This window comes from Micromonospora sp. ATCC 39149 (genome assembly GCF_000158815.1).
GTDB lineage: Bacteria > Actinomycetota > Actinomycetes > Mycobacteriales > Micromonosporaceae > Micromonospora.
The window spans coordinates 5,122,692-5,148,835 of the sequence record NZ_GG657738.1 but is presented as its reverse complement, the minus strand read 5'-3'; the positions used below and the strand labels follow the sequence as shown (position 1 = coordinate 5,148,835).

Genomic DNA, 26,144 nt, shown 5'->3' with positions numbered 1-26,144 from the left:
TCCTGCGGGACGGGATCATGGTGGACTCGACGCCCCCGTTGGGTGGCGTCGAACAGCTCCTGGCCGGCAGCGGGCGGTGAGCACCAAGCGCCGCGCCGCCCCGCCGGCGGCGGGCCCGCACCCGGCCGCCGCCCCCGCCGGGCCCGGCGGTCCCCATGGCCGGCCGCCTGCTCGGCCCGCCCGCGACCGGCGGTTCCTGGCGGCGCTGCGCTCCTGGCGGGCGGCACTGCGGATCGCCCGGCGGGAGGCACTGCGCGCCCGGGGGCGGACCGCGTTGGTGCTCGCCATGATCACCCTTCCGGTGCTGGGACTCGCCTTCTCCGCAGTCAGCTACGACATGGCGGAGCTGAGCCGGGCCGAGCGGGTCGACCGGCGGCTCGGGACCGCCGACGCGGAGCTGCGCTGGGCGGCCGAGGGCCCGGTGACGCAGGACGCCTGGGGCGACACCTCAAACGCCCGCGACGGCGTCCCGGAGCGGACCCGTCCGGTCACCGCCGGCGAGCTGACCGCCCTGCTGCCGGCCGGCAGTCGCGTCGGCGAGGTCCACTGGTGGGTGCCGTTCGAGGTGCGGGTCAGGGGCAAACGCGAGACGGTCAGCGGGCGGCTGCTGGACCTGACCAACCCGGTGCTGCGGGGGCAGGGCCGGGTCCTCGCCGGCCGCCCGCCGACCGGGCCCGACGAGGTCGGGCTCAACCGCGCGGCGCTGCGCCGGCTGCACGTGGGGCTCGGTGGCCGGATCGCACCGGCCGACGGGTCGGCCGAGCGGACCGTGGTCGGGGTCGTGGAGTTCCCCGACGACCTGGGTCCCACCGTGGCCCTGCACCCTGCGGCCCAGCCATCGGCCGGGCCGCAGGGTGAGACGAGCTGGCTCGTCGACCTGCCGGGCGATGTCGATCCCGGGCTGACGGAACGGCTCAACGCGCGCGGGATCGTGGTGGTCGTCCGTGCCCCGGTGCCGGACCCCACGGCCGGTCCCGAGACGCTCAGCGCCGCGCTCAGCGTCGAGGAAACCACCAACGTGCTGCTGGTGGGCGGGCTGGGCCTGCTTGAGGTCGTGCTGCTGGTCGGGCCGGCGTTCGCCGTCGGGGTGCGGCGGCGACGCCGCGACCTCGCACTGGTCGCGGTGGCCGGCGGCGATGCCGCGCACCTGCGCCGCATCGTGCTCGCCGACGGGGTGGTGCTGGGCTTCGCCGGGGCCGCCGCCGGCCTGGCGCTGGGCGTCGCCGCCGCGTTCGCGGCCCGCCCGCTCGTCGAGGAGTACGTCTTCGGGGCGCGCTTCGGGGCGTACCGTGTCTTCCCGACCGCGCTGGCGGCGATCGCGGCGGTCGCGGTGCTGGCCGGGGTGCTCGCGGCCCTGGCACCGGCCTGGACCGCCGCGCGACAGGACGTGGTGGCGGGGCTGGCCGGGCGGCGGACCCCGCCGGAGCACCGGCGGCGCTGGCTGCTGATCGGCGTGCTGCTGGCCACGGTCGGCGTGGCGGTCGCCACGCTCGGGGCCGCGCGGACCACCACGACCGTGCTCTTCGCCGGCCTGGTCGTCGGCGAGCTCGGGCTGGTCTTCGTCACCCCGACGCTGGTCGGGTTGCTCGCCCGGGCCGGCCGGTGGCTCCCGCTGGCACCTCGGATCGCGCTGCGGGACGCCAGCCGCAACCGTTCCTCGGCGGCCCCGGCCATCTCCGCGGTGATGGCCGCGGTCGCCGGCAGCGTCGCCCTCGGCGTCTACGTGGCCGGCGACAGCGCCCGCACCCGCGCCAGCTACCAGCCGGCCATGCCGTACGGGCACGCCATGGTCGTCGGCCAGGGGCAGACGGCACTGCCGCCGGTGCCCCGGATCGCCGAGGTGGCCGCCGCGACGATGCCGGGGAGCACGGTGGCCCGGATCGACATCCCCACCTGCCCCACGCCGGCCGACGACGGCGACTGGTGCGACATCCGGGCGGAACTGCCGCCCGCACAGGCCTGCCCGTACCAGGTGGAACAGTGGCACGACGCGGACGTGCGGGCACGCGCCCGCAGCGACCCGCGATGCGGCGGGCGGGCGGGGGACGGATACGCCACGGGCTACTCCCTGCCCGTCTCGGTCGACGACGGCGACGCGCTGGCGGCGCTGCTCGGGGCGGGCCCCGAGCAGGTGGCCGCCGCCCGGCGGGTGCTGGCGGCCGGCGGCGCGGTGGTGACCGACGAGCGGTACCTCCTCGCCGGCCGACTCACCCTCACGGCGACCCGGGCGGGGACCGACTCGGAGCCCGTGGCGGTCGGGACCGCCACCGTCCCCGGGTACGCCCTGCACACCGGCTTCGAGGACCGCCTGGTGGTGTCCCACGCCGCCGCCGCCCGGCTCGGCCTCGCCTCCCAGCAACTCGGGTACGTGGTGGCCACCGCCGCCGCCCCGACCAGCACCCAGCAGGACCGCTTCGACGTCGAACTGCGCCGGCTCGGCCCGCTCGACGTGATCGTCGAACGGGGGGACTGGGGCAACGACCAGCGTCCCCTGCTGCTACTGCTGGCCATCGGCTCCGGCCTGATCACGGTGGGCGCGGCGGCCGTCGCCACCGGCCTCGCCGCCGCCGAGGGGCGGACGGACCTGTCCACCCTGGGCGCCGTGGGCGCCAGTCCCCGGATGCGCCGGGTGCTCTCGCTGTGCCAGGCCGGGGTGATCGCCGTGCTCGGCTCGGCGCTGGGCATCGTCGTCGGGCTGGGCACCGCCGCGATCATCATGGTCGCCCTGAACCGCCGCTACGCCACGGTTTGGCCGGAGCCGGAGCCGTACCCGATCGTGGTCCCCTGGCTCACCCTGGGCGTGCTGGTGGTGGTTCCGGTGGTGGCGATGCTCGGCGCGGCCCTGTTCACGCGGTCCCGGCTGGCGGTCGAACGCCGCCTCGACTGACAGCCGACCGGGGTGCCACCCGCCGGGCGCAGGCGGCACACTGACGATCGTGTCCGCAATCGGTACCCTCACCCGCCGCCTCGGCTACCACCGGTGGTTCGCCGCCACGGTCCGGCTGCTCGTCCCGGTGGACCGGGCGGTCGGCCGGCTGAGTAGGGGACGGGTGGTCGCGCTCGGCCTGGTCCCCTCGCTGGTCATCACCACCACCGGGCGCCGCTCGGGCCTGCCGCGCAGCAACCCCCTGCTGTACGTCCCCGACGGCGACGCCTACGTGGTGGTCGGCTCCAACTGGGGGCAGCAGCACCAACCCGCCTGGGCGCTGAACCTGCTGGCCAACCCGACCGCCCAGGTCGACGTGCGGGGCCGGCGGGTGGCGGTACGGGCCGAGGTGGCCACCGGCGCGGAACGCGACCGGCTCTGGGAACTGTTGGTCGCCGAGTGGCCGGCGTACCAGACGTACGTCGAACGGGCCGGCGGGCGGGAGATCCGCGTCTTCCGGCTGGTGCCGGCCGGGCGCGGCGGACCGGGCGGCCCCGCCGCCGGGTGACTAGGGTGGAGCCCGCGCCGCGGCGGCCCTCCCGGCGGCCGGTCGACGGTCGGCGAGGCGGAGGAGGAGCGTGGACCTCTACCAGGACGATCCCCGCTGGTCGGTCGCGGAGCGGGTCTCGGCGGCGGCCCGACGACGCTTCCCGGCCGACGTCCTGGCCATCGCGGTGCACGGCCCGCTGGCCCACGGCGACGACGACGGCGGCGGGGACGGCGAGGTCGGGCTGCTGATCGCCACCTACCGGCCCGGCGCGGGGCCGCGACCGGCGACCCGCCGGGTGGACGGGATCCTGGTCGACCTGACCGTGACGGCCGCCGACGACCACCTGGAGCGGGCGCGGTCGATCACGGCACTCTGGCCGCTGGTCGCCGACCGGTACGTCACCACCCGGGCGCTGCACGACCCGACGGGCTGGCTGCCGGCCCTGCGCGACGAGCACCTGGCCACGCTGGCCCGGGCCCGGCCGGCGGAGTTCACCGGGGCCGCCCGGCAGGCGTGGTACCGGGGCTGCGCCGCGCACGCCCGGGCCGCCCGACTCGCCGAGTGGTACGAGACGGACCAGGCGCTGCTGATGCTCGGCGAGGCCCGGCTTGCGGCGGCCACGGTCAACGGGCTGCTCAGTCGCACCTACTTCCGGGACCCGGGCGACGCGGTGCGCCGGACCGGTCTGGCCGGGGCGGACATGACCGAGGTCGGCGCGGTGCTGGCCCGGCAGGCCGAAGAGTTGGCCGCCCGGGGTCGCCCCGTCGACGGCACCGTCGACGACCTCCTCGCCGGCTGACCCGCGCGGCGCCTCCGACCCGCCTCGCCCCCCATTCCGTGCCGCCCGGCACGCCCGCGTGGCGGGTGGCGGGGTGGCGGGTGTTGAGAGGGGAACCCTTCTCTACCGCAGGCGTTAACAGGGGGCCCTTCCTTACAGGCCGCCCTGGACGCCGATGAGGGTGCCGACCAGGTACGTCGCGGCTGCCGCCGCCGCGCCGAGCAGGAGTTGCCGCAGGCCGCTGCTCCACCAGGCGCGGTTGGTGAACCGGGCCACGATCGCCCCGGCCGCGAAGAGCCCGACCCCGCCGACGGCCAACGCCAGCCACAGGCTGGTGGCGCCGAGCAGGTAGGTCAGCAGCGGGATCAGCGCGCCGGCCGAGAAGAACAGGAACGACGAGATCGCCGCCACCCACGGGCTCGGCTGCTCGTCCGGGTCGACGCCCAACTCCTCCCGGACGTGCACCCGCAGCGCCTCCTCCGGGTTGGCCCGCACCGCCTCGGCGACCTGCATGGCGAGGTCGCGGGACAGGCCCCGGGCCACCCAGGCGTCGGCCAGCTCGCGGGCCTCCGCCTCCGGGTGCCGTTCCAGCTCGCGGCGCTCCTTGGCCACCTCGGCGGCGACCTGCTCGTTGGCCGACCGGACGCTGGTGTACTCGCCGAGGCCCATCGAGATCGCGCCGGCGACCAGGCCGGCGACGCCGGTGAGCACGATGCTGTGCGGCGACACCCCGCCGCCGCCGACGCCCGCGATCAGGGCGATGTTGGTGACCAGGCCGTCCATCGCGCCGAACACGGCCGGCCGCAGCCAGCCGCCGGACACGTCCGCGTGGTGCCCCTCGCGTAGCGCGGCCGGGGTGTCGGTCACGGCAGGGTCAGGATCTCGTGGCCGTCCTCGGTCACGAGGATCGTGTGCTCGAACTGCGCGGTCCACTTCCGGTCCTTCGTGACGACCGTCCAGCCGTCGTCCCACATGTCGTACTGGTGGGTGCCGAGCGTGATCATCGGCTCGATGGTGAAGGTCATCCCCGGCTCCATCACGTCGGTGGGCCGGGGGCTGTCGTAGTGCGGCACGTAGAGGCCGCTGTGGAAGGCCTCCCCGATGCCGTGGCCGGTGAAGTCGCGGACCACGCCGTAGCCGAACCGCTTGGCGTACGACTCGATGACCCGGCCGATCACGTTGATCTGCCGGCCCGGGGCGACCGCCTTGATCCCCCGCAGCATCGCCTCGTGGGTCCGCTCGACCAGCAGCCGGGCCTCCTCGCTGACCTCGCCGACGCAGAAGGTGGCGTCGGTGTCGCCGTGCACCCCACCGATGTACGCGGTCACGTCGACGTTGACGATGTCGCCGTCCTGGAGCACCGTCGAGTCCGGGATGCCGTGGCAGATCACCTCGTTGAGGCTGGTGCAGCAGGACTTCGGGAAGCCCTTGTAGCCCAGCGTCGACGGATAGGCCCCGTGGTCGCAGAGGAACTCGTGCACCACCCGGTCGATCTCGTCGGTGCTCACCCCGGGCTTGCAGTGCTCGCCGGCGAGCTGCGTGGCCTGGGCGGCGAGCCGGCCGGCGACCCGCATCCGCGCGATGGTCTCCGGGGTCTGCACGTGCGAGCCGCGCCATGCCTGGGGACTCTTCTTGCCCACGTACTCCGGTCGGACGATGTGACCCGGCACCGGTCGCATCGGGGAGAGCGTGCCGGGGGTCAGCGGCGCACGGACGGTCATGACACAAGCCTATCGCCGGCCCGGCGCCGGGCGCTGCGGCCCGGTGCCCGCCGGCGTCGGTGGGCTGGCCGGCGGCCTCGGCCGACCGATTGTTGCCGAGCCACTTCCGCTGTGCCATCGTGTTGACCGTGGATCAAGGGGGTGACGCTCCCGTCTTCTCCGCCCGCGCGGAGACCGACGGCGACCACGTCCGCGTGGTGGTCTCCGGCGAGGTGGACATGGCCACCGCCGACACGATGCTCCAGACCGTGCTGCGGGAGCCGGCCGGTCGGGTGACCCTCGACCTGCGGAGGGTCACGTTCTTCGACTCGGCGGCGATCCACGCCGTGATCCTGCTCTCCCAGCGGTTCCCGCAGACGCTGACCGTGCTGCCGTCGCGGCAGGTCCGCCGGGTGCTGGAGATCTCCGGCCTGGCCGAGCAGGGCTGGGTGGCCCCCGCCTGAGCGCTCAACCCCGTAGCCGCCGGCGCAGCGTCACCTCGGTGCCCTCGGCGGTACGGCTGATTGTCAACTCGCCCAGCGCCCTGATCAACGCCAGCCCGCGCCCGCGGAAGCCCGCGCCGGTCGACTCCCGCCACTGCCCGCTGTCCCGCACCGTGGCCACCACCGTGCCGTCGACGAGGGTCACCTCCACCCCGATGGTCGGCTCGGCCGGGGAGACCGGGTGCTCGATGGCGTTCGCGGCGGCCTCGGAGACCGCCACGGTGAGGTCGAACAGGTCGTTCTCGCCGACCCGGTGGGCGGTGAGGAAGTCCTCCAGTCGGCTGCGCAGCACGCTCAGCCGGGTCGGGTCGGCGGGCAGCCGCAGCGCGAACCGGTTCGGCTCGGTCGCCTCCAGCGCGAGCACCGCCACGTCGTCGCGGCGGGGTCGCGTGGCGACCCGCTCCACGACCGCGTCGACCAGGTCGGCGACGTGCTCGCCGCCGGCTGCGTCCGCGCGTAGCTGCGCGAGGGCCGCGTCGAGGTCCGAGCTGGCGGTCCTCGATCAGCCCGTCGGTGTAGAGCAGCAGCCGGGCCCCGGGGGCCAGCTCGTCGTCCACCGTCCGGTACGACGCGCCGGGGATCGCGCCCACCGGTGGACCGAGCGCGCGGTCGTGCAGGAACGCCACGCCGTCTCCTCGGATCAGCAGGGGGGACGGATGCCCGGCGCTGGCGTAGCGGAGCCGGCCGGTGCGCGGCGAGAACCAGAGGCAGACCACGGTCGCGAACGACGGCTGCTCCGCCGAGCCGACCAGCCGGTTGAGCCGGGTCAGCGACTCGCCCGGGTCGTAGCCCTCCAGCACGTACGCCCGCAGCGCGTTGCGGAGCTGCCCCATCGAGGCGGCGGCCCGCACACCCTTGCCGACCACGTCGCCGATGACCAGGACCAGCTCGTCGTCGTCGAGCCGGATCACGTCGTACCAGTCGCCACCGACCTCGACGTCGGCGCTGCCGGGCAGGTAACGGCTGGCCACCACCGCGCCGGGCAGCCGGGGCAGCGACCGGGGCAGCAGGCTGTGCTGGAGGGTGGTGGCGATGCGGTGCTCGGCCTCGTAGAGCTGGGCGTTCTCCAGCCGCACTCCGACCAGCCGGGCGAGCTGGGTCAGCGCGGCGTGGCCGGGGTCGGTGGCGTCCTGAGCGTCGCCCCAGACCCGCAGCTCGCCGAGCTGTTCCGCGGCGCTGCCGGTCAGCGGCAGCACGACAGACGGCTCGACGGCGGCCGTCCCGCCGCCGTCCGCCTCGTACCGGGCCCCGGTGGCGGTGACCACCACCCGGGCCGCCTCGGCGAGGCCGACCGCGTGCCGGGCGGCCACCTGGAGCACCTCGGCGGTGGTGCGGGCGGTGTTCACCGCTACGGCGGCGTCGGCCAGCGCGCGCAGCCGCCGGATGATCTGCCCCCGTAGCTGGCCCAGCTCGACGTTGGCCCGGACCCGGGCGATCAGCTCCTGGCTTGAGAACGGCTTGGTGAGGTAGTCGTCCGCGCCGACGGCGAGGCCGGCGACGGCCTCCGCCGAACCGGCCCGGGCGGAGAGCAGCACGATCGGCACGTGCCGGGTACGCGGGTCCGCGCGCAGCGCGGTGACCAGGCCGAAGCCGTCGAGCCGGGGCATCATCACGTCGGTCAGCACCAGGTCGAACGGGGTCTCCATGGCCCGGCGCAGCGCCTCGACGCCGTCCGGCACGGCCACCACCTCCCACGACGGGCAGAGCAGCCGGGCGACGTGTTCGCGCAGGTCGGCGTTGTCGTCGGCGAGCAGGATGCGACCCGCCGCGGCCCGGTCCCCGCCACCGGGTGACACGGCCGACGCGGCGGCCGGCGCGGCGGTCCACCGCGCGGTCTCGGCCGCGAAGAGCCGCGCCTGCCCCAGCTCCGGCGGCGCGTCCGGGGCGTCGGCCGCCACCCGGTCGGCGGGCAGGTGTGCGGAGCCGAACGGCACGGTCACGGTGAAGAGGCTGCCCCCGTCGACGACGCTGCGCACCTCGGCCCGGCCGCCGTGCATCTCCACCAGTTCCCGGACCAGCGCCAGCCCGATCCCGGTGCCCTCGTGGGTGCGGGAGCGGACGCCGGGGACCCGGTGGAACCGCTTGAAGACGTGCGGCAGTTCCTCCGGGGCGATACCGACGCCGGTGTCGGCGACCTCCAGCCGGGCCGCGCCGTTCACCGCCCGGATCCGGACCCGGACCTCGCCGTCGAAGGTGAACTTCACCGCGTTGGCGACGAGGTTGAGCACGATCTTCTCCCACATGTCCCGGTCGACGAAGACCGGCGCGGGCAGCGGCGGGCAGTCGACGGCCAGGCGCAGGCCGACGCGTTCGGTGGCCGAGCGGAAGGTGCTGGCCAGCCGGGCGGTGTAGTCGGCGAGGTCGGTGGGCTGGTAGTGGGCGGCCAGCCGGCCGGACTCCAGGCGGGAGAAGTCGAGCACGGTGTTGACCAGCTTGAGCAGGCGCAGCGCGTTGCGGTGCATCACGGTCAGCTGGTCGATGTGGGCTTCGGGCAGCGTCTGGTCGGCGAGCAGGTCCTCCAGCGGGCCCAGCACGAGGGTCAGCGGGGTGCGGAACTCGTGGCTGACGTTGGCGAAGAAGCTCGTCTTGGCCCGGTCGAGCGCGGCCAACTCGGCCGCCCGGGCCCGCTCCTGCTCGTACGCCCGCTGCCGGCCGACAGCGCGGGAGAGCTGGGCGGCGATCAGGTCGAAGAAGGTGCGGTACTCGCCGGTGAGCGGCAGCCGGGCCGAGACGCCCACGACGAGCGCCCCCACAGGCTCGTGGGTCGCGGTGACCGGCAGCACCAGCGCCTGCGCGGCGGTGCCGGCGTCGACCTGCGGCAGCAGGTCGACGACGTCGATCGTGGTGGCGCACCCGCCGTCGGCGACCCGCCTCACCGTGGCCGTCGCCGCGTCGCGGAACGGCAGCGGCTCGACCGGCCCGGCGGCGGCGTCGGCGCCGCTGCGCCCGGCGAGGGTGAGCCGCCCGGCGTCGTCACGCAGGTAGACCAGGCCGAACGGGACGTCCGCCCGGTGCCGGTCGAGCACCAGGGCGGCGGCCCGTCCCAGCGCCGCGACGTTCTCCGCCTCCGCCAGGTCGGAGCCCAGTTCGGCCAGTGCGCGCAGCCGGCGTTCGCCGAGCACCCGACCGGTGGTCTCGTTGACGATGCAGAGAACCCCGTCGATGCCGCCGTCGGCGGCGCGGATCGGGTCGTACGAGACGTCGAAGTAGACCTCTTCGAGGAAGCCGTGCCGGTGCAGCACGAAGGGATGGTTCTCGCCCCGGTACGGCTCGCCGGTCTTGCGGACCGAGTCCAGCAGGGGCCCGAGCACGTCCCAGGTCTCCACCCAGTGCTCCAGGGCGGGCTGGCCGATGGCGTGGGGGTGCTTGGCGCCGATGGTCGGCAGGTAGGCGTCGTTGTAGAAGGCACGGTGATCGGGGCCCCAGAACATGACGATCTGCGCCCGGGAGGAGAGCATCATGGCGACCGCGTGGCAGAGCGCCGGCGGCCAGCCGGACGGGAGGCCGAGCGGACTGGACGCCCAGTCGAAGCGGAGTAGCCGCTCCCCCATCTCGCCACCGGTGGCGCACGCGGCGGTGAGCAGCGGCGGGAACGCCTCCTCGACGGTCCCGACGGACGGATGCTGCCCGTCGTCGCCCCCCTGGGCCGAGCTCATGCACCCTCCCGCACCGGCCGTCACCCCCCGACAACGCATGATCGCCGCCGCCGTGCCCCGCCTTGTACCCAGACGGACCAGCAACGTAACGCATCACCGCCGTCATGCGCTGGCTACCTGCGTCTCACCTGGGGATCGCCGGGGCGGCCGGCCGCCCCGGCCTGATCGGACGGGCGGGGCCTCGCCGGGGACTCAGAAGACCGGCAGGCCGTCGATGCTCGCGGCGTTCTTCGTGGCCCGGTAGGTGACCAGGTCCTCGGCGGTGCGGCGGGAGTGCGCCCGGATCAACAGGTCCCGGTCCCCCTGGTATTCCATCAGCGGGACGGCGTACCCGCAGGAGTCGCTGATCCGCTCGACGTCGACGGTGATCACCGCGCGGGCGGAGTGCAGGTCCGGCGGGTCGGGGAAGTCGGCGAGCCGCTCGGCGAAGCCGGCGTCCTCCACCGTCACGGCCAAGCCCCGGCCGTGCAGCCGGACGATGTTCGGCGGCCCGGCGAAGGCGCAGAACATCAGCGTGATGCGACCGTTCTGCCGCAGGTGGGCGATGGTCTCCGCGCCGCTGCCGTGGAAGTCGACCCACGCCACCCGGTGCGGGCCGAGGATGACGAAGGTGCCGCGCATGCCCTTCGGCGAGACGTTGACGTGCCCGTCGGTCCCGGAGGGCGCGGTGGCGACGAAGAAGACGGGCTGCTCCTCGATGAACTCGCGCAGCCGCCCGTCGATGGCCTCATGAACCTTCATGCCCCCATCCTGGCACCGCCTACCGAGAAGTGGGATGCCCATTACTGCCAGGTGGGACACCCGACGGGCCGGGGCGCGGACCGGCCCCGCCCCACCTCACAGCGGGGTCACGTACGCGCCGGTGATCCCGCCGTCGACCACGAACTGTGCGGCCGTCATGAACGACGAGTCGTCGCTGGCCAGGAAGGCGACCGCCGGGGGCGATCTCCTCCGGCTGGCCGAACCGGCCCATCGGCACGTGCACGAGGCGGCGGGGCGGCCCCGCTCCGGGGTCGGGCGGCGAACAGCTCCATCAGCAGCGGGGGTGGCGATCGGTCCGGGGCACAACGCGTTCACCCGGATGCCCTCTCGGGCGAACTGCACGCCAGCTCCCGGGTCATCGCCAGCACCCCGCCCTTGCTCGCCGTGTACGCGATCTGCGACGTGGCCGCACCCATCAGCGCCACGAACGACGCCGTGTTGATGATCGAGCCCTTGCCCTGCCGGCGCATGTGCGGGATGGCGTACTTGCAGCACAGGTAGACGCTGGTGGTGTTGACCCGCAGCACCCGCTCCCAGGCGTCCAGGCCGGTCTCCAGGATCGAGTCGTCGTCCGGCGGCGAGATGCCCGCGTTGTTGAACGCCACGTCCACCCGCCCGTGCCGCCGCGCCACCCCGTCGAACAGGTCCCGCACGGCCGCCTCGTCGGCCACGTCGCAGGCGACGAACTCGCCGCCCACCTCCTGCGCGGCCCGGTCGCCTGCCGTCGCGTCGACGTCGACGCAGACCACCCGCGCCCCCTCGGCGGCGAACCGCCGCGCCGTGGCCAGCCCGATCCCGCTGCCCGCCCCGGTCACCACGGCGACCCGGTCCGCCAGTCGTTGCTGCATGACGTTCACTCCTCGGTGCTGATGAACACGTTCTTGACATCGGTGAAGGCGTGCAACGCGTCGGGGCCCAGCTCGCGACCCAGCCCGGAGCGCTTCATCCCGCCGAACGGGGTCCAGTACCGCACCGAGGAGTGCGAGTTGACGCTGAGGTTGCCCGACTCGACCGCCCGGGCCATCCGCAACGCCCGGCCCACGTCCCGGGTCCAGATCGAGCCGGACAGGCCGTACTCGGTGTCGTTGGCCAGCCGGACCGCGTCCGCCTCGTCGTCGAACGGAAGCACCGACACGACCGGGCCGAAGATCTCCTCCCGCCAGTGCCGCTCGGCCGGGGAGTCGGCGAGCAGCACCGTCGGGGCGTACCAGAAGCCGGGGCCGTCGGGGCGGGAGCCGGTGAAGGCCACCCGCGCCCCGTCGACGTACCCGGCGACCCGGTCGCGCTGGGCGGCGGAGATCAGCGGGCCCATCTCGGCGGTCTCCCGCGCCGGGTCCTCCACCCGCAGCGCCCGCACGGCCGGCTCCAACAGCTCCAGGAACCGGTCGTACGCCGGGCGCTGGACCAGGATCCGCGACCGGGCGCAGCAGTCCTGGCCGGCGTTGTCGAAGACCGCGTACGGTGCGGTGGCCGCCGCCCGCTCCAGGTCCGCGTCGGCGAAGACGATGTTCGCGCTCTTGCCGCCCAGCTCCAGGGTGACCCGCTTCACCTGGGCGGCGCAGCCGGCCATGATCCGGGTGCCGACCTCGGTGGACCCGGTGAAGCAGACCTTGCGTACGGCCGGATGGGTGACGAACCGCTCCCCCACCACGTCGCCCCGGCCCGGCAGGACGGTGAACACGCCCTCGGGCAGGCCCGCGTCGCGCCCCAGCTCGGCCAGGCGCAGCGCGGTCAGCGGGGTCAGCTCGGCCGGCTTGAGCACGACCGTGTTGCCGGCCGCCAGCGCCGGGGCGAACCCCCAGGCGGCGATCGGCATCGGGAAGTTCCACGGCACGATCACCCCGACCACGCCGAGCGGCTCGTGGAAGGTGACGTCCAGCCCGCCGGGCACCGGGATCTGCCGGCCGGTCAGCCGCTCCGGCGCGCCCGCGTAGTAGTCGAGCACGTCGCGGACGTTGCCGGCCTCCCAGCGGGCGTTGCCGATGGTGTGCCCGCTGTTGCGCACCTCCAGCAGCGCCAACTCCTCCAGGTGCGCGTCCACCAGGGCGGCGAACCGCCGCAGCACCCGCGCCCGCTCGCCCGGCGCCACCCCCCGCCACCGTTCGAACGCGCCCGAGGCCCGCGCGATCGCCGCATCCGTCTCCTCCCCCGAGGCTGCCCCGACCTCCCGCACCACACTCCCCGTGGCCGGATCAAGCACCCGCGTCACGGTCCCCACCCCTCCCACCCTGCCTCCCCCTCAGCTCCAACGATCTTGCGGTTACGGCCCCCACAAATGCCGCCAAGCTCCCATGCCAGGGGCCCCAACTGCAAGATCGCGGGAGGAAGAGGGACGGGGTCAGAGGCGTTCGAAGCCACGGGTGAGCTCCCAGTCCGTTACCGCGGCGTCGAATGCCTTCAGCTCGACGCTCGCCTGGTTGGCGTAGTGGGCGTGGACGTCGTCGCCGAAGACGGCACGGGCGATCGTCGAGGACTCCCACAGCTCCAGGGCGTCGCGCAGGGTGCCGGGGACGCGCTCGGCGGCCGGGTCGTCGTACGCGTTGCCGGTGCACTCCGGCCCCAGCTCCAGCTCCCGCTCGATGCCGTGCACCGCCCCCGCCACCAGGGCGGCGATCGCCAGGTACGGGTTGACGTCCGCGCCCGGCACCCGGTTCTCCACCCGCATCCCCTGGCCGTGCCCGACCAGCCGCAGCGCGCAGGTGCGGTTGTCGGTGCCCCAGCGCAGCGCGGTCGGGGCGAACGAGCCGGGCTGGTACCGCTTGTACGAGTTGATGTTCGGGGCGAACATCAGGCTGAACTCCCGCATGGTGTCCAGCAGCCCGGCCAGCACCCGCTGCCCCGTGACGCTCAGGTGGGCCGGCCCGTCGCCGAGCATCGCCGAGCGCCCGTCGGCGTCGCGTAGCGAGAAGTGGATGTGGCAGGAGTTGCCCTCCCGGGCGTTCGGCTTCGCCATGAAGGTGAGCGACATGCCCTCCTGGGCGGCGATCTCCTTCGCCCCGTTCTTGTAGATCACGTGATGGTCGGCGCAGGCCACTGCCTCGTCGTACCGGAAGGCGATCTCGTGCTGGCCGAGGTTGCACTCGCCCTTGGCGCTCTCCGGGGTCAGGCCCGCGCCGGCCATCTCGGTGCGGATGCGGCGCAGCAGCGGCTCCACCCGGGCGGTGCCGAGCAGCGAATAGTCGACGTTGTACTGGTTCGCCGGGGTCAGCTCGCGGTAGCCACGCCGCCAGGCGTCCTCGTACGAGTCGCGGTAGAGGACGAATTCCAGCTCGGTGCCCGCGTACGCGGTAAGGCCGTGCGCGGCGAGCCGGTCGAGCTGGCGGCGCAGGATCTGCCGGGGCGAGGCGGCCACCGGGCCGGACCCGTCCAGCCACGCCAGGTCGGCCAGGAGCATCGCCGTGCCCGGCTGCCAGGGCACCCGGCGCAGCGTCTCCAGGTCGGGCACCATCGCGAAGTCGCCGTACCCGCGCTCCCAGCTCGACATCGCGTACCCGTCGACGGTGTTCATGTCGACGTCCACGGCGAGCAGGTAGTTGCACCCCTCGCTGCCGTTCTCCACGACCTGGTCGAGGAAGAACGGCGCGTGGAACCGCTTGCCCTGCAACCGGCCCTGCATGTCGACCAGGGCCAGCACCACGGTGTCGAGCTTGCCGGCAGCGACCGCCGCCCGTAACTCTTCGAGGGACAGCGGTGCTCTGCTCATGCGCGGGCCTCCATCACCATGGTCTACTGCCTGACCGGATCACCGTCAATGCCCGCCCCGGACGCGTCGGCAAACCCGACGGTACGGCGGGGGCCGGTGAACCACTTGCGGGCCGAGGCGTACCACCACACGGCGACGACGAGCAGCACCCCGCCGACGGCGAGCGGCGCATAGTTCACCGCCGACCAGGTGAAGTCGGCGTGACCGGGCACCCCGGCGGGCACGATCGGCAGCACAAAGTACACCGAAATGATCGCGATCTCGACCACCGCGACCCAGCCGAGCAGCCGGTACCTGCGGCCGAGGGTCCACGGACCGGGGGTGAACCGATCGCCCATCCGCAGCCGCAGCGCGATCGGGATGACGAAGGAGAGGTAGAGCCCGATCACCGCGACCGAGACGACCGCGTAGAAGGCGACCGGGATGCCAGACGTGCTCTCGTAGAGCGCCGGCAGGGTGAGCACCAGCCCCGCCAGGGTCGCGCCGATGATCGCGTTGACCGGGGTGCCGTTGCGGTCCACCCGGGACCAGAGCCGCCAGCCCGGCACCGCCCGGTCCCGGCTAAACGCGTACGCCATCCGGCTCATCGAGGTCACGCAGCTCATGCCGCAGAAGAACTGCCCGATGGTGGAGATGATGATGACGGTCTTGAAGAAGAACGGGGTGAGCGCGGTGGAGAAGATCGCACCGGAGAACCCGCCGGCCGCGTTGATGGCCTCCACGTCGGTGGCGGCGAAGAGGAAGGCGAGCAGCAGGATCCAGCCCCCGACGGCCGAGTAGAAGATCGACCGCCAGAGCCCCTGCGCGGCGGCCTTCGAGGCACCCCGGGTCTCCTCGGAGACGTGCGCGCAGGCGTCGAAGCCGGTGATCGTGTACTGGGTGAGCAGGAAGCCCAGCGGCAGCACGTAGAACCAGAAGGTCAGCCCGCCGGTGCCGCCGTCGCCGAAGCCGGAGTTGTTGAACCGCTCGGTGAAGACGAACTGGAAGCTCTGGTGCTCGTCCGGGACGAACACCAGAATGGCCACCACCGCAGCGGCGCCGGCCACGTGCCACCACACCGAGACGTTCTGGAGTACGTCGATGATCCGGTGCCCGAAAATGTTGATCAGCCCGTGCAGAGCCAGAATGATCACGAACAGCACGAACGCCTGGCGGAGCGTCCCCTCCCAGCCGTCGAACAGCGCCGACAGGGTGAGGTTGAGGAAGGTGGCGCAGCCGTAGTCGACCGACGCGGTGACCGCGACCAGCCCGATCAGGTTGAGCCAGCCGGTGAACCAGCCGTGCACCGGCCGGCCCATCTTCGCCGCCCACCAGTAGATGCCGCCGGCCGTCGGATACGCCGACACCAGCTCCGCCAGGCAGAAGCCGATGACCAGGATGAACAGCGAGATCAGCGGCCAGCCCCAGGAGATGGCGACCGGCCCGCCGTTGTTCCACGCCTGGCCGAACGTGGTGAAGCAGCCGGCCAGGATCGAGATGATGGAGAACGAGATCGCGAAGTTGGAGAAGCCGCTCCACTTACGGCGTAGCTCCTGCTGGTAGCCGAGTTCGGCGAGCCGGCGAGCGTCGTCGTCCATCGGCTGCTCGGCGGTCGGCGCGGGAGTCGTGGCCACTGCACACCTCCTGGCGGTGTTGCCGGAAACGCGTGCGCCCGAGTCTCGTCCCGTCGACGGGGACGGTCAATCCGCCGCGACGGTCGTCCGGCCTCCTTCCGGCCAGGCCGAACGGCTGGTCAGGCCGAACGGTGGGGGGCAGGCCGGCGGCCGGCCGGGCCGAACGGCTGGTCACGCCGGCCGCCGGGCGGGGCGGGGCCGCTCGGCGGGCGTTGCCGGCGGGCGCCGGCGCGGGTCGGCCACCGCAGTCCCGCCGGCCGGACGTAGATCGAGCGGCGGGCCACGGCGGCACCCTTCGCGTCGACCTCGTAGCCGTCCAGCCACAGCCACCCGTGGTACGTGTGCCAGTCCTCGTGGACGCGGATCACGCGGAAGAGGATCGGCCGGACGAACTGGACGCTCGCGTTCCGGGTGACGTGCAGCAGGTCGCCGCACCTCGGCCCCCCGGGCGCGGGCTCGACCACCGCCGCCGCGGCGCTCACCCCGCGCCGGCAGGACCATGTCGAGCCACCCGAGGTGCCACAGTTCCATGTCCGGGTCGAACGGCAGGCCGCGCCGCCTGCGCTCCTCGACCCCGAGACGGTGCCAGTCGCCCATGTACGTCACGAGCAGGTCCCCCCGGCCGGCGTACTCGACGAGGCTCGCCACCTGCCGGTCGAAGCACGGCCACGGCCTGCCGCAGGTGAAGCAGGGACCGCCGGCGTACCTCGGCGGGTGTTGGCCCGTCATCGCTCCCGCACCCCCGGCTCCGGGCGGATCGGCCGGGCGTCCCGGATCGCCTGCGCCCGGACCATGACGACGCGCTCCCGCCACGGTGTGCCGTCGGGACGCAGCTCCAGCCCTTCCAGCCGCACCCACCGCGACGCCAGGAAGTTCGCGTACCGGGGGACGTAGCTGACCTTCAGCCGCAACACCTCCCGCCCGATGCAGTAGTCGCGACACCGCACCCGTCGACGCTCGGCAGCGCTCGGCGAAACCGCCTGACGACTGGCGCTCGACAAGCCGTACGTCGAGCGGATGGACGCGGTGCTCGACACGGGCGGCCTGTTCGAGTCCCTGCTGCGAGTGGCCGAGCGGGACTGCCAGCCCTCGTGGTTCCGCCCCTGGCTGGAGGCCGAGCGCAACGCCAAGCAGCTCAGGTACTTCAACCCCACGCTCGTCCCCGGTCTCCTCCAGACCGAGAACTACGCCCGCGCCGTGCTGCGCTTCGACGACACGAAGCCGGAGGAGGAGGTCGAGCGGCAGGTCGCGGCCCGCCTGGAGCGGCAGGAAATTCTGGTACGCGAGCACCCGCCCCAGGTCGTCGCCGTCATCGACGAGTCAGCGCTTCGCCGAACCGACGCGATCATGGGCGAACAGCTCGCCCATCTGCTGCGAATGGCCGAACTCTCCCACGTCCACATCCACGTCATCCCCACCGATGCCGGGCTACACGTCGGACTGTCCGGCCCGCTCGCTCTGGCCAGGTCCGCCGACGGAGGCTGGGTGGGACACCTGGAGAACCAACTTTCCGGCTTGGTCACCGACAGCGAGGATGAGATGGCTACGCTTCTGGAACGGTGGGAGGGTGCAGTAGCGCGCGATGGAAGAAGTCCACTCGCAGCGGCACGAGCGGCGGCGACTGCGTTGAGGTTGCCGACAACCTCGCCGACGTGGTTGCCGTCCGCGACAGCAAGGACCCGTCCGACCCGGTGCTCGCTTTCACCCCGCAGACCTGGCGCGCGTTCGTCGAGCACACCAAGCAGCCCTGAACTCGCCCGGCATGCACACGAGGCCGCCCCGCGAGCAAGTCTGTTCCCCGCGCACGCGGGGGTGATCCCAGTCGGTCGAAGTCGGCTCGACGTGAGTGGGCGCGGGGTGCAGTTCGGTGCGCCCTGACCGGTCCTGCTCCTACGATCACCCTCGTCCCCGGAAAGGGTGGCCTCACCCTGAGCAGAAGGCCACCCGGCGGGGTGCGGACTGGTCTGCCCGCCCCGCCCGCCACCACGCGCCGATCTTGCACTATCGGCCCCCCAGAAGGCCGCTTCACCCCTTTTGCCCGGGCCGCAACTGCAAGATCGGCGCGGGAGAGATCTCCCTCGGGGAGGGGGTGGCGGGAACGCCGTTGCCGTCTCGGCTCGCGCCGGTCGAGCCGCCAGCGGTCCCGTGCCGATAATCGCCTTGCCCGCGGCGGACCGTGACGCGCATCCTTGAGCCTGTGACCAGGCCCGATCCGGACGGGCCCCGCCGGGCGCTCGGCAACGCCCGGCCGGCGGCGGGCGGGGCGCTCACCTCTCTCTCACTGCGGCGACCCGCCCCGCCCGCCGCCCCTCCGAACTCCTCGACTCAGGCGAAGATCAGGCCAGCCACCCAGAGCACGGCGATCACCAGCCCGGCGAGGAACTCCACCAGCATCGACAGGCCGGCGGCCTTGAGCGCGTGCACCGTCGACGGCCAGGCGAGCTGGTTGCTGCCCAGTCGCAGCCGCTCGGCCCCCCATACGCCGCCGACGAAGCCGACGACCAGGCCGACCACCGGGATCACGAAGAAGCCGACCAGCCCGAGCAGGCCGCCGGCCAGCAGGGACGACGTCGGCACCCCGGCGTTCTTGAGGTTGCGCCCCGGCCACAGGTATTTGACGACGGCACCGCCGACGGCGACGAGCGTCGCGGCGGCCAGCACCAGCCAGCGGCCCGCCCCGGCGCTGCCGAACAGCGCCCAGACCAGCACCCCGCCCCAGCACAGCGGCAACGCGGGCAGGCCCGGCACCACCACCCCGGCGAGCCCAGCCACGATGGACAGCGCGGCCACCACCGAGACGACCCCCTGGGTATCCGTGACACTCATGCCGCCTCCTGCGGCAACGCCGCGCCGCATCTGGTGCGACTCATGCTGCCTCCCCCGGAACGTGGTCGCCGCGCAGCCGGGCGGTGATCTGGGCCGCCGGGACGGGCGGGCCGAACCAGCGCCCCTGCCCGGTGTCACACCGTAGCGACCGCAGCCGTTCCGCCTGCGCGCCGGTCTCCACCGCCTCGGCGGTCACCCACATCTCCAGCGCGTGCGCCAGCCGCACCAGCGCGTCCACGATCCGCTCGTCGCGGTGGTCGGTGGGGTTGTCCGCGTCGCCGGGCCGGATGCCCTCCACGAAGGGCCCGGCCAGCTTGAGGCAGTGGATGGGCATTCGCCGCAGGTACGCCAGGTTCGAGTATCCGGTGCCGAAGTCGTCGATCGCCAGCCGTACGCCGAGTTCGGCGAGCTGGTGCAGCGCCCGCAGCGGCTCCCCGGCGGTGCCCATCACGGCGCTCTCGGTCAGTTCGAGCTGAAGCAGGGCGGCAGGGAGGCCGGTACGGCCCAGCGCACACGCCACCGTCTCGACGATGGCCGGGTCGTCGGCCTGCCGGGCGGCCAGGTTGACGCTGACCACCAGCTTCGCCTCGGGAAACTCGCGACGCCACGCCTCGGCGTCGCGGCACGCCTGCCCGAGCACCCACTCGCCGAGCCGGACGATCAACCCGGTTTCCTCGGCGAGCCCGATGAACTGGTCCGGCCCGACCAGGCCCAGCTCCGGGTGCTGCCAGCGGACCAGTGCCTCCACCGCCACCATCGACGAGTCGAGCAGCGACACGATCGGCTGGTAGTGGACCACGAACTCGCCCCGGTCGAGCGCTGCGGGCAGGCCGGCGACCAGTGCCGAGCGGGCGATGTCCCGGGCGCTGCGCTCCGGGTCGTAGACCGCCCACCGGCCCCGACCCTCGGCCTTCGCCCAGTACAGGGTGGTGTCGGCGGCCCTCATCAGCTCCGACGCGCTGGTTTCGCCGGACGGGCACTCGACGATGCCGATGCTGGCGCTCACCGCGAGCTGCTGGTCGCCGACGTGCACCGGGGCGGAGACCGCGGCGAGGGCCATTTCCGCGACACCCACCGCGTCGTCGATGCCCTCGCCGCCGTCGACGAGGATGACGAACTCGTCGCCGCCCATCCGGGCGACCAGGTGACCGTGCCCGGCGACGCACTCGGCCAGCCGCCGGGCGATCTCGACCAGCAGCCGGTCGCCGAGGTCGTGCCCGAGGCTGTCGTTGACCGCCTTGAAGCCGTCCAGGTCGAGGAAGCAGACGCCGATCCGGTGGTCCGGGCCCGCGTCGTCGAGGACCCGGCCGAGCGTTTCGAAGAACAGCGTACGGTTCGGCAGGCCGGTGAGCGGATCGTGCAGCGCCTGGAAGCGCAGCCGCTGCTGAAGCTCGTACCGCTCGGTGATGTCCTCGATCATCGCGACGGTGAAGCGTGGCCGGCCGTCGTCGTGCCGGATCAGCGAGACGGCCAGGTCCGTCCAGACGACGCTGCCGTCCTTGCGGTAGTAGCGCTTCTCCACCCGGACCGCGTCGTGCTTGCCCTCGATCAGCTCCTGGTAGAGCTCCCACATGCCGGCGGCGTCGTCGGGGTGGAACAGCGACGCCACGTTGGTCCGGCGCAGTTCGGCGACGGAGTAGCCCAGCATGTCGGCGAAGGACTGGTTCACCTCGATGATCTGCCCGTCGACGCCGGCGATGCCGATGCCGATGGCCGCACCGACGAAGACGGCCCGGAACCGCGCCTCGCTGTCGCGTAGCGCCTGCTCGACGATGTCGCGGGCCTGCCAGGCGCTGCGGGCGATGCGTTCCTGCTGGGTGAAGGTACGGTCCCGCAGCGCCTGGGCGAACCCGGCGGCGAGCCCACCCTGGAGGGCGGCGACCCGCTGGGCCGTGCCGGGCCGGCCCGCCCGGTCGGGCAGCACCTGGGCGACGAACCGGTCCCCGAGCGCCGCGAGCGACCAGTCGAGCAGCCCTGGCTCGGCCAGGTGCGCCTCGACCAGCGCCCGGCCGACGCTCTCGGCGGGTCGGGCGGAGAACGTCTCGGCCAGCAGCGCCTGGGCCAGCAGCGCCGTGTGGGCGAGCAGCAGCCGCTCGGTCTCGGCCGCGCTGAGCGGCACGAAGCCGAGCTGGCGGGCCGCCCGCGCCCACTCGGCGGCGTACGACTGGGCGCCGGCTCGGCTGTAGCCCTCGCCGCCGGGTTCCGGCACGGCTGCCACGTCGGCCTAGCCGGCGGGCTGGTCGTACCGGGCGACGCCGCCGAACGCACCGAACCGCTCGGGGTGCTCGTCCACGTCGGACGGTGAGTCGGGACGCCAGAGGGGCATGTGCACCACGCCCGGCTCCAGGATCGTCCAGTCGCCGAAGAAGCCGGTGATCTCGGCCCGGGAGCGCAGGGTGATCTCGGTGGCGGTACGCGCCGAGAGCCGCTGGGCGTCCAACATCTCCTGCGGCTGGTCCTCGAAGGTGGAGTGCGAGACGACCAGAAAGCTGCCCGGGGCGGCGGCGGCCCGCAGGGTGGCGAGGAGTTCGGCGGGGCGGTCGGCGTCTTTGACGAAGTGGACCACCCCGGCGAGCAGGAGGCCGACCGGCCGGTCGAGATCGAGCAGCCCCATGGCCCGGCAGGCGGCGAGAATCGCCTCCGGCTGCCGCAGGTCGGCGTGGATCACTCCGGTCAGGTCGTCGCCGGCCAGCAGCTCCCGGCTGTGCGCCACGGCCACCGGGTCGATGTCGACGTAGACCACGCGGGCCTTCGGGTTCGCGGCCTGCGCCACCTCGTGCACGTTGCCCACGGTAGGAATCCCCGAGCCGATGTCGAGGAACTGGTCGATGCCGGCGTCGAGCAGCGCCCGGACCGCCCGGCGCAGGAACTCCCGGCCCGCCCGCATGGTCGCGGCCAGGTTCGGCGTCATGCTGGCGATCTGCCCGGCCAACTGCCGGTCGATCTCGAAGTTGTGCGCTCCGCCCAGGAAGTAGTCGTAGACCCGGGCCGCGCTCGGTCGACTCAGATCGATCTCGGTGGGAAGTCCGTCCGCCATCCTGTGTCGCTCCCGCCAGTCGTCGCCGCGCCACGGGCCGCGCCGGCCGTCTGGGCGCGCCGCGGACACGCCGATGCACGCCGACCGGCAGACCCGCGGGTCTGTGGTGTTCCACACTCTAGGCCGCAGGTTCCACCGTTAGCGAGGTCTGCTCCCCGTTCGGGCCACGCCCGCGCGGCCGGTCAGCCGACTGACTCCGGCATCAACGGTCAACCGGCCGACCCCGCGCCGCGCCCACCGTCAGGCTGACTCCAGCATCAGCGAGATGCCCTGCCCCACGCCGACGCACATGGTCGCCAGCGCCCGCCTCGCGTCGCGGCGACGCAACTCCAGGGCGGCGGTCAGGGCCAACCGGGCGCCGCTGGCCCCCAACGGGTGGCCCAGGGCGATGGCCCCGCCGTTGGGGTTCACGTGCTCGGCGTCCTCGGGCAGGCCCAGCTCGCGCAGCACCGCCACCGACTGGGCGGCGAACGCCTCGTTCAGCTCGATCACGTCGACCGCGCCGAGGCCGACGCCGAGCCGGCCGAGCAACCGGCGGGTGGCCGGCACCGGCCCGATCCCCATGATCCGGGGTGGCACGCCGGCCGCGGCGGCCCCGGTGACCCGGGCCAGCGGGGTGAGGCCATACCGGGCCACCGCCGCCTCGCCGGCCACCAGCAGCGCCACCGCGCCGTCGTTGACCCCGGAGGAGTTGCCGGCGGTCACCGTGCCGCCGTCGCGGAACGGGGTGGGCAGCGCGGCGAGCTTCTCCAGCGACGTCTCCCGGGGGTGCTCGTCGACGTCGACCAGCTTCGTCTCGCGCCGACCCGCCGGCACGGTGACCGGCACGATCTCCTCGACGAACCGGCCGTCGGCCTGCGCCTTGGCGGCCCGCTGCTGCGACCGGTACGCGAACGCGTCCTGCGCGGCGCGGTCGACGCCGTACTCGGCGGCCACGTTCTCCGCCGTCTCGGGCATCGAGTCGATGCCCCAGCCCTGCTCCATCAGCGGGTTGACCAGCCGCCAGCCGATCGTGGTGTCGTACATCTCGGCGGCCCGGGAGAACGCGGACGCGGCCTTCGGCAGCACGAACGGCGCCCGGCTCATGCTCTCCACGCCACCGGCCACCACCAGCTCCGCCTCTCCGGCGACGATCTGCCGGGCGGCGGTGGCCAGGGCGTCCAGGCCGGAGCCGCAGAGCCGGTTGACGGTGCTGCCGGGCACCTCGCCGGGCAGTCCGGCGAGCAGCGCCGCCATCCGGGCAACGTTGCGGTTGTCCTCGCCGGCCTGGTTGGCGCAGCCGAGGACCACGTCGTCGACGCGGGCCCAGTCCACCGACGGGTGGCGGGCGACCAGCTCGCGGATCACGTGCGCGGCGAGGTCGTCGGGGCGCACCCCGGCGAGGGCGCCGGCGTACCGGCCGATGGGGGTGCGGACACCGGCCACGAGATATGCCACGGTCATCGACATGGTCCTTCGGGTGGGGAGGCCGATTCAGGGCCCGCCGGGTCACGGCGACGCGGGGCCAGAATATCCGTGCGGCGAACGGATAGGTTGGCCGCATGGCTCGGGCCCAGTTCAGCGCAGAGACCTCCGCGGACGGCGCGTTCGTCCGCCAGCCGAACCGGTTCACTGGGCGGGTCACCGCCGACTCCGACTCGCCACCCGGCGGCGGGCCCGACGCCCGGGGCCGTTGGCCCCTGGAGGCCGGCCGCTACCGGCTCGTGTGGTGCCAGGCCTGCCCCTGGGCGCACCGGGCGGCGATCGTGCGTGGCCTGCTGGGCCTGGACGAGGCGATCGGGCTCGCCACAGTCGACCCGATCCGCGACGAGCGGGGCTGGCGGTTCACCCTCGACCCCGGCGGGCGGGACCCGGTGCTCGGCATCGCGTACCTGTCGGAGGCGTACCTGGCGACCGACCCGGGGTACGCGGGCCGGGTCACCGTGCCGGCGCTGGTCGACACGCTCACCGGGCAGGTGGTCAGCAACGACTATCCGCAGCTCACTCTCGACCTGTCCACGCAGTGGCGGAGCCTGCACCGCGCGGGCGCACCGGAGCTGTACCCGGCGGAGCTGCGCGTGGAGATGGACGCGCTGATGGCCGACGTCCACCGGGACGTCAACAACGGCGTCTACCGGTGCGGCTTCGCCACCTCCCAGGCCGCGTACGACGAGGCGTTCACCGCGCTGTTCGCCCGCCTCGACGCCCTGTCGGAGCGGCTGTCCGGGCAGCGCTACCTGATGGGCGACGCGATCACCGAGGCCGACGTGCGGCTGTTCACCACGCTGGTCCGGTTCGACGCGGCGTATCACGGGCATTTCAAGTGCAACCGGCACAAACTGACGGAGCTGCCGGTGCTGTGGGCGTACGCCCGGGACCTGTTCCAGACCCCCGGCTTCGGCGACACGGTGAACTTCGACCACATCAAACGGCACTACTACGGCACCCATCCGGCGATCAACCCGACCGGGATCGTGCCGCTGGGCCCGGACACCGCCGGCTGGGCGACGCCACACGGGCGCGGCTGATCAGGCATGGCCTACCGGGCATGGCTTACCAGGCGCAGATTGCCGGGCACGGCTGACCGGCGCGGGACGGCCTCCGCCACTCTGGCAGCCGGTGCACCGCCCGCGTCCCGGGTCGCCGCGTCGGCCGCCGCCGGTGGCATCCTGGCGGGCGCGGGCGCGGTGACGGTTGCCGTGGTCGCCGGTCCCGGCCCCGCGCTCACCGGGTACGTCAGCGAGGCGGGCGTCGCCGACAGCGGGTACGCCTCGGCGTACCGGATCGGGGTGTTCGCCCTGGCCGGCGCGCTGCTGCTGCTCGCCGCGGCGCTGGCTCCGGTGCTGCGCCTCGCGGCGGGGCTGCTCGCCGCCGGCAGCCTGTGCGCGGCGCTTTCCGGAACGGTGAGGTGCAGCGCCGGCTGCCCGCTGCCGCCGTTCGAGCGGGCCACGGTGGCCGACCTGGTGCACGGCGGGGCGAGCATCGCGGCGACGGCGGCCGTGGTGTTCGCGATGCTGGCGGTGCTGTTCCCCCCGTCGGCGGCGTCCTGGCTGCTCTCCCCATCGGCGCAGTCCAGGCTGCGGCGACTCGCCGCCCTCGGCGCGGCGCTGTCGCTGCCGCTGGCGGCGGCGGTGGGGCTGGCGATGCTGCTCCTCGGCCGGGGGACGGTGGTCGGGGTGCTGGAGCGGGTGCTGCTCGCGGTGTGTGCCGCCTGGGGCCTGGCGACCGCCACCACCCTCGCTTTGCCCGGCCGCCGGGGGTCAAGCAAGGGCCCCCTGTAAGGATCCTCACGCCGGGCAGTCCTTCCACCGCAAGGACGGGTCGGCGTACCGTCGGCGTGCGATGACCAACGTCTGGGACCTCACCGTTCGCCTGTACGTCGACCTCCGACGGCAGGCCAGCGGCATCTGTCCGGCGCGGCCCGTCTCCTGACGCCCGCCCGCCCGACACTCTCCCACCCTGGACGCACCCTCATGGCTTCCGCCCTGCGCAAGTTCCCCTTCTCCCTCCAGATCCTGCTGGGCCTCGTGCTCGGCGTGGCGCTGGGCTTCGTCGCCCGCGCCAACGACCTCGCCTGGCTGGCCAGCACCCTCGACACCGTCGGCGCCCTCTTCGTCCAGTTGCTCAAGCTGGCCGTACCGCCGCTGGTCTTCGCCGCCATCGTGGTCAGCGTGGTCAGCCTGCGTGGCGTGGCCAACGCCGCCCGACTTGCGCTGAAGACGCTGCTGTGGTTCGGCGCGACCGCGCTGATCGCGGTGAGCGTCGGCATCGGCCTGGGCCTGCTCACCGACCCGGGCCGGGGCGTCACCCTCGACGTGGGCGCCGCCGTCCCGCCGAAGACCACCGGCTCCTGGACCGACTTCCTCACCGGCATCGTCCCGACCAACCCGGTCGGCGCGTTCGTCGAGGGCAACGTGCTCCAGATCGTCTTCCTCGCCCTCGTGGTGGGCGCGGCGGCGCTGCTGGTCGGCGAGGCCGCCGAGCCGTTCGTGGCGCTCAACCGGTCGTTGCTGAGCATCGTGCAGAAGGCGCTGTGGTGGGTCATCCGGCTCGCCCCGGTCGGCACCCTCGGCCTGGTCGGCAACGCCGTCGCCTCGTACGGCTGGGACCTGCTGGCCCCGCTCGCGAAGTTCACCACCGCCGTGTACGTCGGCTGCGCCATCGTGCTGTT

20 protein-coding genes and 3 pseudogenes are annotated in these 26,144 nt (G+C 73.7%); 9 read left to right on the top strand and 14 right to left on the bottom strand.

Annotation, left to right across the window (positions count from 1 at the left end):
- The first annotated feature begins 76 nt into the window (after nucleotides 1–76).
- The 3 genes from MCAG_RS22520 to MCAG_RS22510 all read left to right on the top strand — a co-directional run bounded on the left by MCAG_RS22520 (nucleotide 77) and on the right by MCAG_RS22510 (nucleotide 4,215).
- A complete protein-coding gene (locus MCAG_RS22520) occupies nucleotides 77–2,887 on the top strand; it encodes an FtsX-like permease family protein (protein ID WP_007075283.1) in 2,811 nt (936 codons plus the stop codon).
- A 49-nt stretch (nucleotides 2,888–2,936) separates the two neighbouring features.
- Nucleotides 2,937–3,434: a nitroreductase family deazaflavin-dependent oxidoreductase gene (locus MCAG_RS22515; RefSeq protein ID WP_036374782.1), complete on the top strand. Its 498-nt coding sequence runs from the start codon at nucleotides 2,937–2,939 to the stop codon at nucleotides 3,432–3,434.
- Nucleotides 3,435–3,504: 70 nt separating this feature from the next.
- Complete coding sequence (locus tag MCAG_RS22510; RefSeq protein ID WP_007075281.1) at nucleotides 3,505–4,215, top strand: hypothetical protein; 711 nt, start codon at nucleotides 3,505–3,507, stop codon at nucleotides 4,213–4,215.
- A gap of 132 nt (nucleotides 4,216–4,347) precedes the next feature.
- Here the strand turns inward: MCAG_RS22510 and MCAG_RS22505 are convergent, their stop codons facing one another.
- Both MCAG_RS22505 and map read right to left on the bottom strand, forming a co-directional pair.
- Nucleotides 4,348–5,061 carry a VIT1/CCC1 transporter family protein gene (locus tag MCAG_RS22505; protein WP_007075280.1) on the bottom strand — a complete coding sequence of 238 codons (714 nt, stop codon included), beginning with the start codon at nucleotides 5,059–5,061 and terminating at the stop codon, nucleotides 4,348–4,350.
- A complete protein-coding gene (gene map, locus MCAG_RS22500; protein WP_007075279.1) occupies nucleotides 5,058–5,915 on the bottom strand; it encodes a type I methionyl aminopeptidase in 858 nt (285 codons plus the stop codon). Before map ends, MCAG_RS22505 begins: the two co-directional genes overlap by 4 nt.
- Before the next feature lie 218 nt (nucleotides 5,916–6,133).
- Here map and MCAG_RS22495 point away from each other — a divergent pair, with 218 nt between their 5' ends.
- The gene (locus tag MCAG_RS22495; RefSeq protein WP_369751380.1) at nucleotides 6,134–6,358 is read left to right on the top strand and encodes an STAS domain-containing protein; all 225 of its coding nucleotides are present in this window, start codon (nucleotides 6,134–6,136) and stop codon (nucleotides 6,356–6,358) included.
- A gap of 4 nt (nucleotides 6,359–6,362) precedes the next feature.
- Here MCAG_RS22495 and MCAG_RS22490 read toward each other — a convergent pair.
- From MCAG_RS22490 to MCAG_RS22455, 8 genes and pseudogenes are all read right to left on the bottom strand, one after another.
- A pseudogene (locus tag MCAG_RS22490) lies at nucleotides 6,363–10,053 on the bottom strand (SpoIIE family protein phosphatase).
- Nucleotides 10,054–10,245: 192 nt separating this feature from the next.
- On the bottom strand, nucleotides 10,246–10,794 hold the full coding sequence (locus MCAG_RS22485) for a pyridoxamine 5'-phosphate oxidase family protein (RefSeq protein ID WP_036374777.1): 549 nt from the start codon (nucleotides 10,792–10,794) through the stop codon (nucleotides 10,246–10,248).
- Nucleotides 10,795–10,890: 96 nt separating this feature from the next.
- Nucleotides 10,891–11,663, bottom strand: a pseudogene (locus MCAG_RS22480) (SDR family oxidoreductase).
- Nucleotides 11,664–11,668: 5 nt separating this feature from the next.
- Nucleotides 11,669–13,042, bottom strand: coding sequence for an aldehyde dehydrogenase (locus MCAG_RS22475; RefSeq protein ID WP_007075275.1), 1,374 nt, complete (start codon nucleotides 13,040–13,042; stop codon nucleotides 11,669–11,671).
- Nucleotides 13,043–13,153: 111 nt separating this feature from the next.
- Nucleotides 13,154–14,518 (bottom strand): glutamine synthetase family protein, encoded by a 1,365-nt coding sequence (locus tag MCAG_RS22470; protein WP_007075274.1) that lies wholly within the window; start codon nucleotides 14,516–14,518, stop codon nucleotides 13,154–13,156.
- Nucleotides 14,519–14,541: 23 nt separating this feature from the next.
- A complete protein-coding gene (locus tag MCAG_RS22465; RefSeq protein ID WP_007075273.1) occupies nucleotides 14,542–16,131 on the bottom strand; it encodes an amino acid permease in 1,590 nt (529 codons plus the stop codon).
- Nucleotides 16,132–16,250: 119 nt separating this feature from the next.
- Nucleotides 16,251–16,613: a hypothetical protein gene (locus MCAG_RS35110; RefSeq protein ID WP_007075272.1), complete on the bottom strand. Its 363-nt coding sequence runs from the start codon at nucleotides 16,611–16,613 to the stop codon at nucleotides 16,251–16,253.
- Between the two features lie 243 nt (nucleotides 16,614–16,856).
- Nucleotides 16,857–17,078, bottom strand: a complete 222-nt coding sequence (locus MCAG_RS22455) for a hypothetical protein (RefSeq protein WP_036374774.1) — start codon at nucleotides 17,076–17,078, stop codon at nucleotides 16,857–16,859.
- Nucleotides 17,079–17,124: 46 nt separating this feature from the next.
- On the opposite strand from MCAG_RS22455, the pseudogene MCAG_RS22450 reads away from it, so the two are divergent.
- Together MCAG_RS22450 and MCAG_RS31240 are read left to right on the top strand one after the other, a co-directional pair.
- Nucleotides 17,125–17,697: pseudogene (locus MCAG_RS22450) on the top strand (DUF5753 domain-containing protein); the annotation flags it as partial.
- Complete coding sequence (locus tag MCAG_RS31240; protein WP_083802454.1) at nucleotides 17,691–17,882, top strand: DUF397 domain-containing protein; 192 nt, start codon at nucleotides 17,691–17,693, stop codon at nucleotides 17,880–17,882. The pseudogene MCAG_RS22450 and the gene MCAG_RS31240, both read left to right, overlap by 7 nt.
- A 574-nt stretch (nucleotides 17,883–18,456) precedes the next feature.
- Here the strand turns inward: MCAG_RS31240 and MCAG_RS22445 are convergent.
- The 4 genes from MCAG_RS22445 to pcaF form a co-directional block, all read right to left on the bottom strand.
- A complete protein-coding gene (locus MCAG_RS22445) occupies nucleotides 18,457–18,957 on the bottom strand; it encodes a DUF456 domain-containing protein (protein ID WP_036374771.1) in 501 nt (166 codons plus the stop codon).
- A 40-nt stretch (nucleotides 18,958–18,997) separates the two neighbouring features.
- Complete coding sequence (locus tag MCAG_RS22440; RefSeq protein WP_036374768.1) at nucleotides 18,998–21,175, bottom strand: bifunctional diguanylate cyclase/phosphodiesterase; 2,178 nt, start codon at nucleotides 21,173–21,175, stop codon at nucleotides 18,998–19,000.
- A gap of 6 nt (nucleotides 21,176–21,181) precedes the next feature.
- Nucleotides 21,182–21,994 carry an SAM-dependent methyltransferase gene (locus MCAG_RS22435; RefSeq protein ID WP_036374760.1) on the bottom strand — a complete coding sequence of 271 codons (813 nt, stop codon included), beginning with the start codon at nucleotides 21,992–21,994 and terminating at the stop codon, nucleotides 21,182–21,184.
- Between the two features lie 240 nt (nucleotides 21,995–22,234).
- Complete coding sequence (gene pcaF, locus MCAG_RS22430; protein ID WP_007075267.1) at nucleotides 22,235–23,437, bottom strand: 3-oxoadipyl-CoA thiolase; 1,203 nt, start codon at nucleotides 23,435–23,437, stop codon at nucleotides 22,235–22,237.
- 98 nt (nucleotides 23,438–23,535) lie between these two features.
- Between pcaF and MCAG_RS22425 the strand changes: the two genes are divergently transcribed.
- The 3 genes from MCAG_RS22425 to MCAG_RS22415 form a co-directional block, all read left to right on the top strand.
- The gene (locus MCAG_RS22425; protein ID WP_007075266.1) at nucleotides 23,536–24,501 is read left to right on the top strand and encodes a glutathione S-transferase family protein; all 966 of its coding nucleotides are present in this window, start codon (nucleotides 23,536–23,538) and stop codon (nucleotides 24,499–24,501) included.
- Between the two features lie 39 nt (nucleotides 24,502–24,540).
- A complete protein-coding gene (locus MCAG_RS22420; RefSeq protein WP_232290248.1) occupies nucleotides 24,541–25,254 on the top strand; it encodes a DUF998 domain-containing protein in 714 nt (237 codons plus the stop codon).
- A gap of 204 nt (nucleotides 25,255–25,458) precedes the next feature.
- On the top strand, nucleotides 25,459–26,144 hold a 686-nt coding region (locus tag MCAG_RS22415; protein WP_198141766.1), incomplete at its 3' end, for a dicarboxylate/amino acid:cation symporter.